Source organism: Bacillus cereus group sp. BfR-BA-01347 (assembly GCF_022663835.1).
GTDB classification, from domain to species: Bacteria; Bacillota; Bacilli; order Bacillales; family Bacillaceae_G; genus Bacillus_A; species Bacillus_A thuringiensis_K.
Window position 1 is genome coordinate 55758 of sequence record NZ_JAKUGG010000007.1, and the last position, 21597, is coordinate 77354.

The window sequence follows — 21597 nt, forward strand, 5'->3', positions numbered from 1 at the left end:
ATGGGAGACGTTATTGATATATATGGTTTATCACCTTTGCAAAAAGGAATACTGTTTCATACTTTATACGATCAAGATGATGAACATTCTTTTTCCTATATTGTACAAGTAGGTTTCTTGCTCGGGGGGCAATTGGATGGTGATACTTTTGAAAAGGCTTGGGAATATGTTATTAATCGACATGAGGTTTTACGTTCAGTATTTGTATGGGAGGAAGTAGAAAAGCCACTACAAGCAGTTTACGAACGTCTTCCTTTTACTATTCATCAAGAGGATTGGAGTGCCCATTCGCATGAGGAAAGGGAGGAGAAATTACAACAGTTTTTGACTGCAGATCGTAGGAAAGGATTTTTATTGGATGAAGCACCATTGATGAGAGTCGCTGCGATTAAAGAAGCAAAAGAGGAAACGAGAATTATCTGGACACATCATCATATTTTGCTAGACGGATGGAGTGTGTCACTGGTCTTTAGTGAAGTGATGGAAGTTTATCTCAAGATGATAAAGGGAGAATTATTGAATCTTCCTAAATCTCTTCCTTATAAAAAATATATCCAGTGGATAAATAAACAAGATCAAAGTCTAGCAGAGGAATTTTGGAAAGAAGAATTAAAAGGGTTCTATGCACCTACTCCATTAGCAATGGAAAGAAAGGATCAAGGACAAGAGAAGGGTTATGGAGAGTGTGCTTATCAAGTATCTGAGGAACTTACGGAGAGTTTACAAAAGTGGGTACGAAATAGTCGATTAACGTTGAATACGTTAGTACAAGGTGCATGGGCTTATTTGATGAGTAGGTATAGCGGTGACAGTGACGTCGTATTTGGCGTAACTAGCGCTGGACGTCCTACTGATTTAATAGGAGCAGAGAATATGGTGGGGCTATTTATTAACACATTACCTACCAGAATTCGATTAACGGATAATACATCAGTAGTAGATTGGCTTCGTAAAATACAAATGAAAGAAATGGAACGAAGACAGTATGAGTATAATTCGTTGATAGATATTCAAGGCTGGAGTGAGGTTCCGCGAAATAGCTCCTTATTTCATAACTTGTATGTGTTTGAAAATTATCCAATTCAAGGTGAGAGAAATGATGATTTAAGATTACTAGATGTTAAAAGCACGGAACAAACAAATTATCCTTTAACACTCATTGTAATGCCCGGTAAGAAAATTACTTTAAAGTTGATGTATGATCGAAGCTATTTTAATGAAGAAACAATAAATCGGATTCAGAATCATTTATTGCAAATATTAATTCAGATGACGAAAAGCTTAGATTCAAAACTATTTGAAATTACTCATTTAGCAGAAGAAGAACAAATACAGTTACTAGAGGAATGGAATCATACTCAAGTTAATTATTCGGCTGAAGGCATGATTCATACGATGTTTGAGGAGCAAGTTAAAAAAACACCGGAAGCAATCGCGGCTAGTTACGAAAATGAACAAATTACCTATAAAGAGTTGGAGAAGCGTGCAAATCAGCTAGCTCATTATTTACAAAAGCATGGTGTAGGCCCAGAGTCTCTAGTTGGTGTATATATGGAACGTTCATTACAAATGATGATAGCGTTATTAGGTATTCTAAAATCAGGAGCAGCGTATGTTCCACTTGACCCTACTTATCCAGAGGGTCGGCTTCGTTATATATTAGAGAATGCTGGAATCGAAGTACTAGTGACGGAAGAGAATTCTAAAAATTTGTTTGTATCTGAAAAAATAGAAACGATTTGTATGAATAAAGATTACACTGCAATTGAAAAAGAAGAATCAACCCCATGTATAAGTGGTGTAACAGGAGAAAATTTAGCGTATGTTATGTATACTTCAGGATCTACAGGGAATCCAAAGGGAGTAATGATTGAGCATCATTCAGTAATTAATTATCTAGAATGGATGCAACATAAATATCCGCTTTCTGAAAAGGATGTGGTCTTGCAGAAAACGCCATTCTCATTTGATGTCTCTGTTTGGGAATTGTTTTGGGGCATTCACGTTGGTGCAAGTGTATCTTTCTTACCTCCAGGTGGAGAAAAAGATCCTTCTATTATAGCTGAAGTGATTAAACAACATCAGGTTACTATAGTTCAATTTGTACCTTCGATGTTATCTGTTTTCTTAGATCACTTCAATCATATTGAATTGAACATGAATTGTTCCTCTGTACGCCATGTATTTTCTGGTGGAGAAGAACTAAGTTCAGGGTTAGTTAGACGATTTCAGCAGAAATGGAATTATAGTGGACAAGTGAAATTAACCAACTTTTATGGACCAACTGAAGCCACTATTTATGTGAATGCATTTGATATCCAGCCTAATCAAGAATTTGTTTCTATTGGGCAGCCAATACAGAACACGCAATTATATGTATTAGACCAAAACCAACGCTTGCAATCAATAGGAACTGAAGGTGAGTTATATATTGGTGGTGTTGGTTTAGCGCGTGGATACTTAAATCGTCAGAATCTTACTGCTGAAAAATTCATTTCGCACCCATTTCAATTGGGGGAACGACTATATCGAACAGGAGATTCAGTAAGATATCTAAATGATGGAAATATAGAATTTATAGGTAGAATGGATCATCAAGTCAAAATGCGTGGTTTTAGGATTGAACTAGGAGAAATTGAATCAACTTTAGAAAAATGTTCGTTTATTAAAGAGGCTGTCGTATTAGTTAGAGAAGATCGTCCAGGTGATCAACGATTGGTTGCATATGTAATAAGCGATGGAAATACCGAAGAGTGGAGAGAGTATTTACAAAACCAATTACCGAATCATATGATTCCAGCGCACTTTATAGAGTTAGAACATTTCCCGCTTACTCCGAATGGGAAAATTGACCGAAAGGCCTTGCCAGCACCTGATGAGCAAGCTATTGAAGATTTAAATGTGCTACCTCGGACGCCATCGGAAGAGCTTATTGCCTCGGTTTGGAGTCAAGTGTTAGGAACAGAAAATATTGGCATTCAAGATTCCTTCTTTGAACGTGGTGGGCACTCACTACTTGCTACTCAAATCGTCTCTAGATTGCAAGAACTGTTCCAAATTAAAATTCCATTACGTGAACTTTTCAAGCACGATACAGTGGAAGCATTGGCGAAACGAGTGGATCAGTTACGAAAAGAAGATAAAAAACGAGAGGTTGCTCCTCTTGTACCTATGAAACGAGAAGAAGTTATCCCACTTTCCTATGCGCAGAAACGTCTATGGTTTATTGATCAATTAATGCCAAATAGTGCTATGTACAATATTCATGCAGCGTGTCGCTTAACAGGTAAATGGTCAATTGAAGCATTGGAGGTCGGATGGAATCAATTGTTGGAGCGTCATGAATCATTAAGGACGACAATTCTAGAACGAGAGGGTGAACCTTTTCAACAGGTTCAATCTCCTGTGTTCAGACATATTCCTCAAACGAATCTAACAGATCTTTCTTTGGAAGATAGGGAAAGAGAAATGAAACGCCTTATTCAAAACGAGGCGGAGGCACCATTTCATTTTGGACAAGGTCCTCTAATTCGAACACGCATATTGAAAGTGGACAGGGAAGAATGGGTTCTCATTTGTACGATGCATCATATCATTTCAGATGGATGGTCAATGGGAATCTTACTTAAAGAATGGATGGCTTTTTATGAAGGAGCACTAACCGGAAAACCAGTGGAATTGAAGGAGTTATCTATCCAATATGCAGATTTTGTCATGTGGCAGAAGGAATGGCAAAAAGAGGAGAATTTGAATCAGCACCTTCAATATTGGAAGGAAGAATTATCTGGGGAACTACCGGTTTTACAATTACCGATGGATCGTCCTCGACCTGCAGTTCAAACCCATCGTGGTGCAAGTCAGTCCTTAATAGTGGCGAATTCCCTACAGGAGAAGCTCAAAGATTTAAGTTTGCAAGAAGGATGCACTTTATTTATGACATTGATGGCAGCGTATCAAAGCTTCCTTTCTCGTTATACAGGACAGGACGACATTATAGTTGGAAGCCCAATCGCTAATCGAAATGTGAAAGAGATTGAGGGATTAATAGGTTTCTTTGCAAATACGTTAGTTTATCGAGCTGATTTCAGTGAAAATCCGACGTTCCAAGAACTTTTGTTGCAGGTAAGAAAAAAAGCGCTAAAAGCATACGAGCATCAGGACATCCCATTTGAGAAAGTGGTAGAATCCATAAAACCTGAACGGAATACAAGTCATTCACCAATATTCCAAACTATGTTTACTTTACAGAATACGAAACAAGAGTTTGTTCAGCTATCTGAAAGACAAATGGAACTCATGGAAAGCCATGCTTCTGTTGCCAAATTTGATTTGAGTTTATTTGCTTCTGAGACGGAAGAAGGATTATCACTAACCTTTGAATATAATACTGATTTGTTTAATGATACAACCATTGAACGTATGGCAAGTCATTTTAAACATTGGTTAAATCAAATTGTCTCTCATCCAAAATGTGTCCTATCAGAACTGAATATGTTATCGAAAGTAGAATATAAGCAACTACTAGAGGAATGGAATGAATCAGCCGTTATAGATATAGAAGATAGTACGATTCATACAATGTTTGAAGAACAAGTGGAAAAAACACCAGAAGCAATTGCAGTAGTGTGCGAAGATGAAGAACTAACATATCGAGAGTTGGACGAACGCTCGAATCAGTTGGCACATTATTTACAAAAAAATGGTGTAACATGCGAATCATTAGTTGGGATTTGCGTTACACGTTCATCCGAGATGATTGTCGGTCTCTTAGGGATTATGAAGGCAGGAGGAGCATATGTCCCAATTGATCCAGCGTATCCGGAAAGTCGACTGCAGTACATTTTAGAAGATGCTCAAATAAAGGTACTGGTGACACAGGAAAAGTTACAACAAAAAATGGTTATACCTACATTCGTCAACGTCATTTGTATTGATCGTAATCGAGCAGAAATAGAACAAGAAGTTTCTACGGTATGCACGAGTGAAGTGACGGGCGATAACTTAGCCTATATTATCTATACTTCAGGTTCCACTGGAAATCCAAAGGGAGTAATGATTGAGCACAGGAATACAGTAACAATGATTCATTGGGCGCATCACACGTATTCCCGAAAGGAATTAGCGGGAGTATTAGCTTCAACTTCACTATCTTTTGATTTATCCGTTTTTGAAGTATTTGTTCCCTTAACGATGGGTGGTAAGGTGATTGTCGCTGAAAATGCTCTACATCTAGACAAGTTGTCTACCAAAGGTGTGACGTTGGTTAATACTGTGCCATCGGCAGCAAAGGAACTGGTTCGAACAAAAACAATACCTTCTTCGGTAAAGGTGATGAATTTGGCTGGAGAACCGTTACCATATCCGCTTGTTCAAGATTTATACGAGAGAAGTACGATTGAGAAGGTGTTCAACTTATATGGACCGTCTGAAGATACTACGTATTCCACGTATATGGAATTAGAAAAGGGTGTCATGCATAGGGTACCACCAATTGGTAAACCAATCTTCAATACAGAAGTATATGTATTGAGTGCTGAACAAAAAATGGTTCCAATTGGTGTAGTTGGTGAGCTGTACATTGGTGGATCAGGGCTAGCACGTGGATATTTAAAACGCCCTGACTTAACGAAAAATCGATTTATACCGCATCCGTTTAAAGAAGACGAGCGAGTATACCGGACTGGAGATCTAGTAAGGTATTTGCCGGATGGAAATTTGGAGTATGTTGGACGAATTGATCATCAGGTGAAAATTCGTGGGTTCCGGATTGAACTAGGAGAAATTGAAGCAGTATTACAAAAGCATACATTAGTTAACGAAGCTATTGTGATGGTGCGGGAAGATTATCCTGGCGATCCACGTTTGATTGCCTATGTTGTAGGAGACGGGGATGCTCAAAAGTGGCGTGATTATCTCAAGAATCAACTACCAAATTATATGATTCCAGCCTATTTTGTTGGATTAAATGCATTTCCACTCAATCCTAATGGGAAAATTGATAGGAAGGCCTTACCAGCACCAGAGAGACAGGAGATAGCAAGTGGTTATATTGCTCCTCGTACGTCTACGGAAAAAACAATCGTTTCGATATGGCATGAAGTTTTAGGTATGGAAAACATCGGAATTCAAGATTCGTTTTTTGAAATTGGTGGCCATTCACTACTCGCTACGCAAGCTGTTTCCAATCTTAAAGAGGCTTTTGGAATCGAGATACCATTGCATGATTTATTTATGTTTCATACGGTGCAGCAATTGGCGAAACAGATTGATCAATTGCTCGATAACAAAAATCAAGAAATGCAGAATGATAGTAAGGAGAATGTAAGTCTTCAAGACTATATTCAAAAAGAAGCAGAAGTCAGTAATGATGAAGAATTACTAGAACTGCTTAAGCAATTAGAAGAGCTATCAGAGGAAGAAGCACAAGGGATATTCGAGAGTAATTTGATTGAGGAAGGGGTAAAAAAATGAGAAGTGATTTACTTGCAAAGCTGAGTTCACTTTCTCCTGAGAAGAGAGCATGGCTTCAGAAGCAAATGCAAAAAAAGGAGAATAAAGAAGCACTCCCGTTGTCTTATGCACAAAAACGTTTGTGGTTTATGGACAGATTTAACCCAAACAGTTCTTTATATAATATTCCAACAGTATGGCATTTAAAAGGAAATTGGATACCTGAAGCATTAGAGAAGGGATTCAATCGACTCATTGAACGTCATGAATCATTACGAACTGTTTTTAAAGAAATAGGAGAACAGCCTGTGCAACAAATTGTCGAATTCCTTCCTAGATCATTACCTGTAAGGGATTACTCTCAACTTCCTCTAGAAGTAAAAGAAAAAGAGGTAGATAGTTTAATTGCGAGAGAAGCGCAAGAACCATTTGATTTAATGAATGGTCCTTTAATTCGTAATCAGCTTGTTCAATTAGAGAAGGATGAATGGTTATTACTGTGTACGATGCATCATATTATTTCTGATGCTTGGTCCATTGGTATATTCATGAATGAATTACTTGCTTTCTATGAAGAAGAAACGGGCGGAAATCCTGCTAAATTAAGTTCATTATCCATTCAATATGCAGACTTTGCGAAGTGGCAAAAGGAGTGGTTGCAAGGTGATGTGCTAAATCGTCAGCTTACGTATTGGCAGGAAGAATTGTCTGGTGAGCTTCCTATCTTACAACTGCCAGTGGATCGACCTCGACCGGTTAAGCAGACTTACTCTGGGGCTGCGTATCATGTGATTTTTCCTTATAAATTGCTCAGTCAATTGAAGGATATAAGTCGACAAGAAGGATCTACTTTATTTATGACTTTAATGGCCGCATACCAGAGCTTTCTTGCTCGTTATACGGGACAAAAAGATATTCTAGTTGGTAGTCCGATTGCAAATCGGAACCATAAGGGAGTAGAAGGATTAATTGGTTTCTTTGTTAATACGTTGGTTTATCGATCAGATTTGAGTGGCACCCCTACTTTTCGGGAGATTTTGAACCAAACAAAGAAAAAGGCGTTAAAAGCTTACGAATATCAAGATATACCATTTGAAAAAGTGGTAGAAGCTGTGCAACCTGAACGAAGCATGAGTCATTCCCCTATATTTCAGACCATGTTTACGCTACAGAATATAAAACAAGAACGACTAGATTTGCCTGATAGAAGTATTGAAATGGTAGAAAGTAATATGTCTATTGCTAAATTTGATTTGAGCTTAACTGCCTATGAAGTGGAAGAAGGTCTATTTGTCTCATTTGAATACAACACGGATTTATTTGATAGTAGTACCATTGCACGTATGGCAGGACATTTTGAGAACTGGCTAAATGAAATCACGTATTATCCAGATGAATCATATACAAAGCTGTCAATGTTATCGGATACCGAGCAAAAACAACTCCTAGAAGAATGGAATGATACGGACGTAGTTTATGGTCATGATTGTATGATTCATGAGCTATTTGAGCAGCAAGTTGCACGGACACCTGATGCAGTGGCGGTAGTTTATGAGGGTGGAAAGCTAACGTATCAAGAACTTAATGAAAAATCGAATCAATTGGCACATTTTCTACAAAAACGAGGTATCGGACCTGAATCATTGGTCGGTATATGTATTGAACGTTCTCCTGATATGATTATCGGTCTCTTTGGGATTTTGAAGGCAGGTGGGGCTTATGTCCCACTGGATCCAAGTTATCCTGAAAATCGCCTGAGATATATTTTGGAGAATTCACAAATTCAAGTGCTGTTAACAAAAGAAACACTCCAGGACTGGTTACCTAAAGATATTCAAGCAATTTGTTTAGACCGGGATCAAGTAATGATTTCTAAAGAGAGTAATTTAGCTCCGGTGAGTGGAGTAACAGCAAATAACTTAGCCTATATTATATACACTTCGGGTTCGACGGGAAATCCAAAGGGGGTAATGATTGAACATCATTCCGTTATCAACCGCCTACAGTGGATGCAGAAAAAATACCCATTGTCCGAGGAGGATACAATCCTACAAAAGACACCGTTTTCATTTGATGTTTCTGTATGGGAATTATTTTGGTGGTCATTTGTAGGAGCAAGTGTTTGTTTACTTCCACCAGGAGGAGAGAAAGATCCTGCGGTGATTGAGGAGTATATTGAACGATATCGTGTGTCCACCATGCACTTTGTTCCGTCGATGTTATCTACTTTCTTAGATTATATGGAACTATATAATTCGAAAAGGGATGTATCGTCTTTAATTCAAGTTTTTACTAGTGGAGAAGCGTTAAACACTGAGCAGGTTCGCCGGTTTAAGGGGATCTTTTACAATGTTCAGCAAACAAAGTTAATTAACTTGTATGGTCCTACTGAAGCGACTGTGGATGTGACTTATTACGATTGTGATTTAGAAAAAGAAGCAATGATTATTCCGATTGGTCGTCCGATTGATAATACAGAGTTGTATGTGTTAGATCAATATCAACAAGTGGTCCCGATTGGTGTGGCAGGGGAACTTTACCTTGGAGGAGTAGGATTGGCACGTGGCTACTTCAATCGACCGGATTTAACTACTGAACGTTTTATTCCGCATCCTTTTAAGGACGGGGAACGATTATATCGAACGGGTGACTTGGTGAGATATATGAACGATCGTAACTTGGGGTATATTGGAAGAATAGATAACCAAGTTAAAATTAGAGGATTCCGAATTGAATTGGGAGAAATTGAAGCAGCTTTACATGATCACTCATCTGTAAAAGAGGCAGTCGTGTTGGTGAAGGAAGAACGACCAGGAGATAAGCAGTTAGTAGCATATGTAGTGGGTGAAGGAGATACTGGAGAGTGGCGTGAATATCTCAAGAAGCAATTGCCACATTATATGGTTCCAGCATACTTCTTCAAAATTGAAGGTATGCCACTTACTCCAAATGGTAAAGTGAATCGGAAAGCATTATTGGAATTAGAAGAACAGTTCATAAGTGAAGATATTACTTCATCACGAACACCAGTGGAGGAGCTCATCGTTTCCGTTTGGAGCCAAGTGTTAGGAATAAAAAATATTAGTGTTCAAGATTCCTTTTTTGAAATCGGTGGTCATTCACTACTAGCTACTCAAGTAGTGTCACGTTTACAGAGAATTTTTCAAATCGAATTACCAGTACGTGAACTATTTGAATATACAACGGTGGAGTCACTGTCAAAGCGATTAGAACAGTTACGTAAAGGAGATAAAAAACGAGAGATTCCGCCACTAATACCAATGAAACGAGGAGAAGCTATTCCACTATCTTATGCCCAACAACGTTTATGGTTTATTGATCAATTTACACCTAATAGTGCCCTTTACAATATGCCAATGGTATGCCGTCTTACAGGGAATTGGCTACTTGAAGCATTGGAAACGGGATGGAATCAACTAATAGAACGTCATGAATCACTGCGGACGGTCTTTCAAGAGGTGAATGGTCAACCCGTACAGCAAATTGAACCGTATGCTTTTCAATCAATTCCGAAAACGGATTTAACTATGCTTTCTTCTGAAGATCAAGAAGAAGAAGTTAAACGTTTAATTCAACAAGAAACAGAAGTACCATTTGATTTAACAGAGGGTCCATTAATCAGGACAAGTATTTTGCACGTGGGAGAGGAAGAATGGATACTCCTTTGTACTCTACATCATATCATTTCAGATGGATGGTCAATGGGAATCCTACTTGAAGAATGGATGGCATTTTATGAGAAAGCAACGGATGGAAAGGTAGCGGAACTTGAACCATTACCGGTTCAATATGCCGACTTTGCTCAGTGGCAAAAAGGATGGCTAAAGGAGGAGGTGCTTGATCAACAACTCCAATATTGGAGGGAAGAATTGTCTGGGGAGCTTCCTGTACTCCAACTTCCTGTGGATCGCCCGCGTCCCGCAATACAAACTCATCACGGGTCGACATACACTATGGTTCTGCCAAGCACGCTACATGATAAATTGAATGAACTTAGTCGAAAAGAAGGGGCTACGCTCTTCATGACGCTTTTAGCTGCATATCAAAGCTTTCTATCTCGTTATACGGGACAAGAAGATATTCTGGTCGGAAGCCCAATTGCGAATCGGAATTATAGAGAAATTGAAGGACTAATTGGTTTCTTCGTTAACACGCTGGTTTATCGAGCTAATTTGAGTGGTAGACCGACATTTCAAGATGTACTGTATCAGGTTCGTCAAAAGGCATTGAAGGCGTATGAATATCAAGATATTCCATTTGAAAAAATTGTAGAAGTTGTGCAACCGGAGCGAAGTACAAGTCATTCGCCAATCTTCCAGACTATGTTCATCTTGCAAAATATGAAACAAGAGTTACCGGTGTTATCTAGTAGAAGTATTGAAATGATAGAAAGCCATAGTCCAATTGCAAAGTTTGATTTAAGTGTAATGGCAGTTGAGACGGAAGAGGGATTACTTTTTACTTTTGAGTACAATAAGGATTTATTCAATGCTACTACTATTGAACGGATGGCAGGACACTTTGAGAAATGGCTACATGAAGTTTCTCATCGCCCACAAAATCCGTTGCATGACCTGAGCATGCTATCAGAAACCGAGCGTACTTTGTTATTAGAAACATGGAATGACACTGTAATGGAAATGTCTCATCAGGGTCTTATTTGCGACAAATTTGAGGAGCAAGTAGCAAGGCGTCCTGATGCGATTGCGATAGTTGATCAAACAAAACAGTGGACTTATGGTGAATTGGATACACAAGCAAATCAGTTGGCAAATGTTTTACAGCGAAAGGGAGTAGCCCCAGAGTCAGTGGTAGGGGTTTATCTTCCGAGATCAGCTGAGCTGATGGTAAGTTTACTAGGCATTTTAAAAGCTGGTGGAGCTTATGTCGTTTTAGATCCGTTGTATCCAAAATCAAGGTTAGAATACATGATTGAAGATGCAGGAATTCAATTTGTAGTGACGGCGGAAGGACAAGAAGGACATTTCGCACACGTCGAAATGGTGAGGTTAGAAGAATTAACGGTGGAAAGCGTAATCGCACCTACACGTCAAATAAATCCAGAGAACTTAGCCTATATTGTTTATACCTCTGGTTCTACAGGAAAACCGAAGGGTGTAATGGTTGAATATCGCTCATTAATGAATATGGTTTCTTGGCATCAGGAAGTTTATCATATTTCAGCAGAGGATCGTGCGACTCAAATTGCAGGGGTTGCTTTTGATTCGGCTGTCCAGGAGATCTGGCCGTATCTAACTGCTGGCGCAGCACTCTACTTGTCAACAGAGGAACTGAGAATTAATCCAGAAGCACTAAGGGACTGGCTCATTGATTCACGAATAACAGCTAGCTTTGCACCTACGCCTATTCTGGAAAGACTCTTGAAATTATCTTGGCCAGATAAAACGGATCTTCGTTTTATCATTACTGGTGGGGATCAATTAACGCAGTATCCATCTAACGATATTCCTTTTGCGGTAATTAATCAGTATGGTCCATCGGAGAATACCGTTGTTACCACAGATTGTTATGTACCTGTAGGAGTGACAACAGGTACGCCATCGATTGGTCGACCGATTGCGAATACAGAAGTTTATGTGTTAGATTCTCATCTTCAGCTAGTACCAATTGGTGTAATTGGAGATCTCTATATCGGAGGGAAGAGTCTTGCACGTGGATATGCTAATCGTCCGGATCTTACAAAGGAAAAATTTATTCCACATCCTTTCAAGTCAGGAGAACGTCTCTATTATACAGGAGACAAAGCAAGTTATCTTTCTGATGGTAATCTCCAGTTCCATGGACGTATAGATGACCAAGTGAAAATTCGTGGTTTCCGGATTGAATTGGGAGAAATAGAAGCTGTTTTGCAGGCGCATTCTTCTGTGAAAGAAGCTGTTGTATTGGTGCGAGAGGATAATCAAGGTGATAAGAGATTAGTAACTTATGTAGTTGGTGAAGGAAGCGTCCATGAATGGCGAGAACATCTACAAACACATTTACCAAATTACATGGTTCCAACAAACTTTATTGAGATGGAATTTTTACCACTTACACCGAATGGAAAACTTGATTTGAAGGCATTGCCTATACTTAGTGAACAATCCGCTGAAAATACTGTATACCCAAGAACTCCGCTGGAAGAACTTATTGCTTCAGTGTGGAGTCAAGTGCTAGGAATAAGAGACATTGATGTTCAGTATTCTTTCTTTGAGCTCGGTGGTCACTCTCTACTTGCTACACAAGTGGTCTCACGCTTACAGGAAGTCTTTCAAATCAAATTGCCAGTACGTGAACTGTTCGAATATTCAACGGTCGAGGCATTATCGAAACGAATAGATCAGTTACGTAAGGGGAGCGAAAAACGAGAAATTCCACCATTGATGCCGATGGAACGAGGGGGAAATATTCCACTGTCTTATGCCCAACAGCGCTTATGGTTTATTGATCAATTTGCACCTAATAGTGCACTTTATAATATGCCGATGGTATGCCGGCTTACAGGGAATTGGTTACCTGAGGCATTGGAGTTGGGATGGAATCAGTTGATAGAGCGTCATGAATCTTTGCGGACTGTATTTTATGAAGAGGATGGCCATCCTGTGCAGCAGATTCAACCGTACGTTTTCCGTCCGCTTCTACAAATGGACTTAACTAAGCTTTCATTAGAGGAGCGAGAAAGAAAGTTGGAGCAATGGATTCAAACTGAAGTCGAATCTCCATTTGATTTAGAACAAGGGCCATTATTCCGTGGGAAACTCATAAGAATTTCAGAAGAAGAATGGATTCTTCTGTGTAATATGCATCATATTATCTCGGATGGGTGGTCGATGGAAATCTTGCTTCAAGAATGGATGGCATTTTATGAGAATGCGATTGGTGAAAAACAAGCAGAGCTGGAACCACTACCAGTTCAATATGCCGATTTTGCTCAGTGGCAAAGAGACTGGTTGAAAGATGAAGTACTATATCAACAACTTGCATATTGGAAGGAAGAATTATCTGGTGAGTTACCAGTCTTAATGTTGCCAATGGATCGTCCGCGTCCGCCAGTGCAAACCCACCATGGATTAACTCATAATGTTTTGTTGTCACGCTCATTACTGGATAAATTAAACGAACTAAGTCGTCAAGAAGGGGCCACACTTTTCATGACCTTATTGGCATCGTATCAAAGTTTCCTTGCTCGTTATACGGGACAAACGGATATTATTGTCGGCAGCCCAATTGCAAATCGAAATTATCGAGAAATTGAGGGGCTAATTGGTTTCTTTGTCAACACCTTGGTTTATCGAGCTGATTTAAGTAATGCACCGGCATTTCAAGAGTTGTTATCTCAAGTACGGATAAAAGCATTGAAGGCGTATGAGTATCAAGATGTTCCGTTTGAGAAAATTGTAGAGGTTATCCAACCTGAACGAAATACAAGTCATTCTCCGATTTTCCAAACCATGTTTACTTTGCAAAATACGGGACAGAAGCTACCAGAACTACATGGAAGAAATATAGAAGTAATGGAAAGTAATGCTCCGATCGCTAAGTTTGATTTAAGTTTAACTGCTGCAGAAGTGGAAGAGGGTTTATTACTTACTTTTGTTTATAGAACTGATTTATTTGACAGCTTAACTATTGAATCCATAGCTGAACATTTTGGGAACTGGTTGAATGTAATCGTGGAGAATCCTGATAAATCATTAGCTAAGTTGCCTATATTATCAGGATTACAGCAAAAACAGTTGGGGGAGTGGAATAATAATACTGTAGCATATCCACAGGAAAGTACGATTCATCAGCTGTTTGAAGAGCAAGTAAATCGTACACCTGATGCGGTAGCAGTGGTAGATGAAAAACAGCAGTTAACATATCGAGAGCTGAATGAAAAAGCTAATCAATTGGCCCACTATCTTCAGCAATGTGGGATTGGGACTGAATCATTAGTTGGAATTTGCTTTGAGCGTTCAGTTGAGATGATTGTTAGTATTATGGGGATCTGGAAGGCTGGAGCAGCATATGTTCCATTGGACCCATCATATCCAGAAAGTCGCCTACGATATATTTTGGAGGACACTGAAATTCAAGTATTAGTTACGAATGAGTCATTGGAAGGTTGGATACCTAAAGAAATCAAGATAGTTTGTCTAGATAGGGATCAGGCAATGATTTCAAAAGAAAGCATTTTTTCACCAAAATGTGAAGTAACAGGAGAAAACCTAGCGTATGTTATCTATACTTCGGGATCGACGGGGAATCCAAAGGGTGTCTTGATACAGCATCATTCTGTACTAAACTTGTCGCATGGTTTACAAAAAGAGGTTTTCGAACATGAGATACCATCTAACATGCATGTCGGTTTAAATGCGTCAATTGCCTTTGATGCATCTATTCAGCAATTACAAATGCTGCTTTATGGTTCAAGTTTGTATATTATTCCGAATGAAGTACGAAGTGATCCGGAACAGTTTGTAGCTTATATTAGGGAGAACAAGTTAGAAATCTTTGATATAACGCCTTCAATGCTTCAATTACTTATAGATGCCGGATTGTTAGAAACGTACGATGGTGTTCATGTTCCAAGTAAGGTATTGGTTGGCGGCGAAGCGATTATGCCGTCATTATGGGAACAGCTAGTAGAGACTGATAAAATACAGTTTTATAATGTATATGGTCCTACAGAATGTACGGTTGATGCAACATGCTATCATATCAAAAAAGATAGTAAGAGAGTAACAATTGGGCGTCCATTGCCTAACGTCCAAACTTATGTATTAGATAGAAATAGGTTGCCAGTTCCAGTTGGTGTGATGGGGGAACTTTATATTGGTGGAGCAGGTCTAGCAAGGGGATACTTGAATCGTCCAGAATTAACGTCCGAGCGATTTATTTCACATCCATTCAAAGAAGGCGAGAGGTTATATAGAACAGGCGATCTTGTGAGATATCTTCTTGACGGTAATATAGACTATCTAGGAAGACTGGATAATCAAGTGAAGATTAGAGGATTTCGAATTGAACTTGGAGAGATTGAGTCGACCTTACAGGAGCATGACTTGGTAAAAGAGGCAGTTGTAATGGTTAGGGAAAATCAGTCGGGAGATAAGAGGCTGGTAGCTTATGTAGTGGGCGAAGGTAGTTTAGAAGAATGGCGAGAGTATCTTAAAACAAAACTGCCAATCCATATGATACCTTCCTACTTTAGCGAAATGAAAGAATTACCGCTAACCATAAATGGAAAGATTGATCGGAAATCGTTACCTATACCAGATTATCAAGGAACACAAGAAGGATACGTGGCGCCAAGAAACGAACGTGAACATAAGCTTTCTATCATTTGGGAACGTGTGCTAGGTTCAAAACGTATTGGTATGAATGATAACTTCTTTGAAATTGGTGGAGATTCAATTCTTAGCATTCAGATTGTCTCTCGTGCGAAGCAAGTTGGTTTACAGTTGACACCAAAACAAATATTTGAACACCAAACGATTACTGAGTTAGCGCAAGTAGTCAAAGAAGAACAAGGTGTACAAGCTGAACAAGGAATTATAACTGGAGAGACGATACTTACACCTATTCAGCAAAGGTTTTTTGCACAAAATCATCCTAATCCACATCATTGGAATCAATCTATGTTCTTTAGAACGAAAGAAAAATTGGACATAGGATCACTGGAAAAGGCAGCGCGTAACCTTCTACTTCATCATGATGCCCTGCGTTTAAGCTATGAACGTTTACCTAATGGGGTTTGGAAACAGTGGAATGAAGGAATAGAAGAACAATCGATGCTTACTGTCATTTCATTAGACGAAGTGCCGGAAGCTGATTGGCATCAGGTTATTCAAAAAGAGATTAATATTGCACAAGAAAGTTTGAATTTACATGATGGTCCTTTAATGAGAATGGTGTATTTTGATGAAGGTGAGAAGACTGGCCGATTATTTTGGACAATTCATCACTTAGCGGTGGATGGTGTTTCTTGGCGGATTTTATTGGAAGATTTGCAAACAGCATATACGCAAGCAGTCCAAGGGCAAAAAATTCAATTACCTATGAAGAGTACATCTTTTAAAGAATGGTCGGAGAAATTACAACATTACGCTGAAACTGGAATATCAAAAGAAGTGCTACATTACTGGGAGCAGCAGGCTGAACAAGACGTAGTTATACTGCCAGTAGATGGTACTATAAGTAATCCAGTAAGCGCAGTAACTGAGGAAATTACTGTGGTGTTAAACGAGAATGAGACCCGTATGTTATTGCAAGAGACTTTAAGCACTCACCGTGTCCAAATCAATGAAGTATTATTAGCAGCATTGGTACAAGCTACGGCAGCATATACGGGGCAGCCGATATTGAGCGTAGATTTAGAGGGACATGGTCGAGAAGAGATTATTGAAGATGTTGATTTATCGAGAACCGTGGGATGGTTTACAAGCATTTACCCAGTTCATTTAAATATTACTAGTGCTCATACGCCAATTGCAGCATTAAAAGTAGTTAAAGAACAAGTTCGCAAAATTCCTAATAAGGGTGTTGATTATGGGGTGTTGCGTTACATGAACGCAACAATGTGTGAGCAATTAAGCTCCCAATATACACCGTCTATTAGTTTTAACTATCTTGGACAATTTGACCAAATGTTTTCTAGCGATGCAATGTTTATTCCGGAGAACGAATTTAAGCGTTTAGATCATGCAGCCGGTTCCAAGCGATCGCATGTAATTGATATAATTGGGGTTGTAACGGATGGAAAACTTCAGTTCACTTGGGTATACAATGTTGGACAAGTTGCCAAATCAACGATTCAAAGTATTGCACAGAATATGCTATATCAACTGAGTACATTGATTCAATCTTCAGATAGAGAATCTGCACTGACCATTTCGGATTTTGCAATGGCCAATTTTAGCCAAGAAGGTTTGACAAATGTACTAAACAAAATGCATCGCGGAAAGAATAATCAGCTTACTGATTTATATCCACTATCACCTTTGCAAGAAGGGATGATTTTCCACACATTGCATGACCAAGGGGATGAACATGTTGCACCGTATATAGTGCAATTGAGTTTTATGATTCGAGGAAAAATGAATATTCCTACTTTTGAGCAGGCGTGGAAATCTGTAATTCAGCGGCATGAAATTTTTCGTACAGCATTTGTATGGGACGAAATTGAAGAACCTGTACAAGTGGTGTATGAAAATATTCCATTTAAAGTGAACAAAGAAGACTGGCGTACAATGACAAGTGAAGAGGTAGAGGAAAAAAGAAAAGTCTTTTTGGCATTAGATCGAAAACAAGCCTTCCAATTTGATGAAGCACCATTGATGCGGGTAACAGTCATTCAAGAAGGTGAGGAAGAATATCGAATTGTTTGGACCCATCACCATATTTTACTGGATGGATGGAGTTTACCATTAGTATTTAATGAATTACTTACAGTCTATCAGAAGAGAATGAATGGAGAAGCTGTGAAGTTACCTAAGTCCTCACCATATAAGAAATATATCCAATGGTTAAGAGAGCAAGATAAGGAGCAGGCGGAACAATTCTGGAGAGAGAAGCTAAAAGGTTTTACTGCGCCAACTTTGCTGGGTTTAGAAAGTAAAGAGGAAGAAAAAGGTTACACAGAGAAGGTTAGGTATTTATCAGAAGAGCAGACTCAAGCGTTACAAGGATGGGCGAAACGAAATAAACTTACTTTGAGTACAGTAATTCAAGGTGCATGGGCTTATCTCATGAGCCGATATAGTGGAGAAAATGACATTGTCTTTGGTGTAACAAGCTCAGGGCGCTCTACGGAAATTATTGATGTTGAAAACATCGTAGGTCCTTTCATTACAACGTCACCGACGCGAATTCAATTAACGGATGATATAAAAGTAATAGATTGGTTGCAGAAGATACAAGAGGAAGAGATAGAAAGAAGACAATATGAGTATGCTTCTTTGACAGAGATTCAGGGATGGAGTGAGGTTCCTAGAGGTACACCGCTGTTCCATTGTTTATATGTGTTTGAAAATTATCCAGTGAAAGAAGAATCTTCAGAAAATCTGGAAATTGGTGAATTGAAAGGGGTAGAACAAACCCACTACCCATTAGGATTGGCTGTAGTTCCAGGAATTCAGTTATCGTTAAAGTTAATGTATGACCGTAGTAAGTTTAATAGAGTAACCATTGAACGAATGCTGGGTCATTTACACAAAGTGTTAATGCAAATGCTCAAAAACATTGATCAAAATCTATCGGAGCTAGTATATATTACGGAGGCTGAACAAAGAAGGCTATTGGAAGAATGGAATAATAATGCTATATCCTATCCACGTGAGAATGTAATTCATCAACTATTCGAAGAGCAAGTAAATCGTACACCTGACGCGGTGGCAGTGGTAGATGAAAAACAACAACTAACGTATCGAGAGCTGAATGAAAGAGCTAATCAATTAGCCCATCATTTACAGAAATGTGGAATTGGGACAGAGTCACTAGTTGGCCTCTGCTTTAATCGATCAGTTGAGGTGATTGTTGGTCTCATGGGAATTTGGAAGGCTGGAGCAGCCTATGTTCCATTGGATCCATCGAATCCGGAAAGCCGCCTGCAATATATTTTAGAAGACACAGGAATTAAAGTGTTAGTTACAAATGAGGTATTACTAGGATGGATACCTAAAGACATCAAGACAGTTTGCCTAGATAGGGACCAAGCAATGATTTCTCAAGAAAGCAAACTTTCACCAATATGTGAGGTAACAGGGGAAAACTTAGCGTATGTTATCTATACTTCTGGTTCGACAGGGAATCCAAAGGGGGCTTTAGTACAGCACCATTCTGTAATAAACCTATCCTATGGTTTACAAAAAGAAGTTTTCTCACATGAGATACCTAGTAATATGCGCGTCGGTTTGAATGCGTCAATTGCCTTTGATGTATCTATTCAGCAATTACAAATGTTGCTTTATGGTTCAAGTTTATATATTATCCCAAGTGAAGTTCGCACTAATCCGGAACAATTTGTATCCTATATTAGGGAGAATAAATTGGAAATGTTTGATATGACACCTTCATTGCTTCAATTACTTATAGATGGAGGATTGCTAGAAATAAGTGCAGATGTTCATGTACCAAGTAAGATATTAGTCGGTGGTGAAGCAATCATGCCATCATTATGGGAACAGCTAGTAGAGACCGAAAAAATTGATTTTTATAACGTCTACGGTCCTACAGAATGTACGGTTGATACAACGTGTTATCATATTCAAACAGATAGTAAGAGAGTTACAATTGGACGTCCGTTGCCGAACGTGCAAACTTATGTATTGGATAAAAATTTGTTACCTGTTCCAGTTGGTGTAACAGGTGAGTTATATATCGGTGGTGCAGGTATAGCGAGAGGATACTTGAATCGTCCAGAATTAACAGCAGAGCGATTTATCCGTCATCCATTTAATGAAGAAGAGCGTTTATATCGTACTGGAGATTTGGTTCGTTATTTACCTGATGGTAATTTAGATTACTTGAGAAGAATTGATAATCAAGTGAAAATTAGGGGCTTTCGTATTGAACTTGAAGAGATTGAAGCGAATCTAGAGAGGCATCCATTGGTAAAAGAAACAGTAGTTTTGGTAACAGAGGATAAATTAGGAGAGCAGAGATTGGTTGCTTATGTAGTTGGAGATGGAAGTATGCATGATTGGCGTGAATATCTCAAGAGACAAGTACCGAATTATATGGTTCCCGCACACTTTATTAAGGTAGACGAGATTCCTCTTACAACGAATGGAAAAGTTGATCGAAAGGCATTGAACAATTTAACTATTCAAAGAGAAAATAACTTCTCTATACCAATCATTCCAAGGGATGAAATTGAATATCAGTTGATTAAAATCTGGCAGGATGTCTTACAGATAGAAGATGTGTATGTAAATGATGATTTCTTTAATAGAGGAGGACACTCTCTCCTTGTAATTAAATTAGTTTCAAAAATTAGGGAGAAGTTTGGAAAAGAAATTAAAGTGTCTACATTGATTAAGAATCCAACAGTGGAAGGAATCGCATGCCTTATTCGTGATAAGCATGATATGACGAAATCAGTAGCAGCGCTAGTTCCACTACAAGAATCAGAAAAAAGACCTTTCTTCTGCGTTCATCCGTTTATGGGGAATGTATTTTGTTACATTCAACTAGCAAGATTACTTAAGAACCATTGTTCATTTTATGGTTTACAGAATCCTCTTATAGAAAAGGGAGAAATTGATGAGTTAACTTTGCCGGAAGTAATTCAACTTTACATCGAAGAAATAAAACGTGTTCAGCCAGAAGGTCCATATCGTCTTGGAGGATGGTCTTTAGGCGGTGCAATTGCTTATAAAATCGCAACTGTACTAAAGAATCAAGGTGAGGAAGTTGAGTTGTTGATACTAATGGATACTAAAGTGCCTTCAGAGCAGGACTATAAAACAAGTGAGGATATGCTCTCATATATATATGAGCATTTCATTCCTAGAGATCTTACTGAGCAGGAAGGAGACCTTGTCCATAAACAAGACATGCTTGTGGAGCGATTAATTATGGAAGGCGTACTCCCACCTGATGCAGATCTTATGAATTTGAAGCAAGTTATCAATGCTCATAGGAAATGCCTGAACTTAATGGCAGAGCATGATTTAATACCATACTCTGGAGAAGTTCTCTACTTTAGTGCTGAGGAAGGAAAAGAGTTGTTTACAGATTGGGGACCTTTATTAAAAGGTAGAGTAAATAGGTATTCAGTCCCTGGATCACATGAGAAAATAGTAGACTTCCCCGCAGTTGAAAAGATAGCTAAGTACCTATTAAATGAATTTGAAGGGATAAAAGAAACATCCCTTTCATTAACCGAAAAGTAGAGAGTGCAAAAGATGCGACGCTATGAATGAAAAGGGCAGCCCAATAACTGCAAATAAAGTGTAGGCAATAATGAATATATCAAGAGTATTAATTTTTAAGAGGATAATGGAAAATTTACTTGATAGAGACATAGAAACCTATATGAGTTGCTCATAGAATGATGTAAATCCTCTCTATTTTTTGTAATAGAAACTAATGCTTTGATGATATTATTGAGGAAAGGTGTATATTTTCATTGATATGTAA

Annotated in this window: 2 protein-coding genes; both read left to right on the plus strand. The window is 38.6% G+C overall.

Annotated elements, in window-relative coordinates:
- Positions 1 to 6471: a non-ribosomal peptide synthetase gene (locus MR143_RS13105; protein WP_242280796.1), complete on the plus strand. Its 6471-nt coding sequence runs from the start codon at positions 1 to 3 to the stop codon at positions 6469 to 6471.
- Positions 6468 to 21350, plus strand: a complete 14883-nt coding sequence (locus MR143_RS13110) for a non-ribosomal peptide synthetase (protein WP_001255735.1) — start codon at positions 6468 to 6470, stop codon at positions 21348 to 21350. The genes MR143_RS13105 and MR143_RS13110 overlap by 4 nt, the downstream gene beginning before the upstream one ends.
- Positions 21351 to 21597 lie beyond the last annotated feature (247 nt).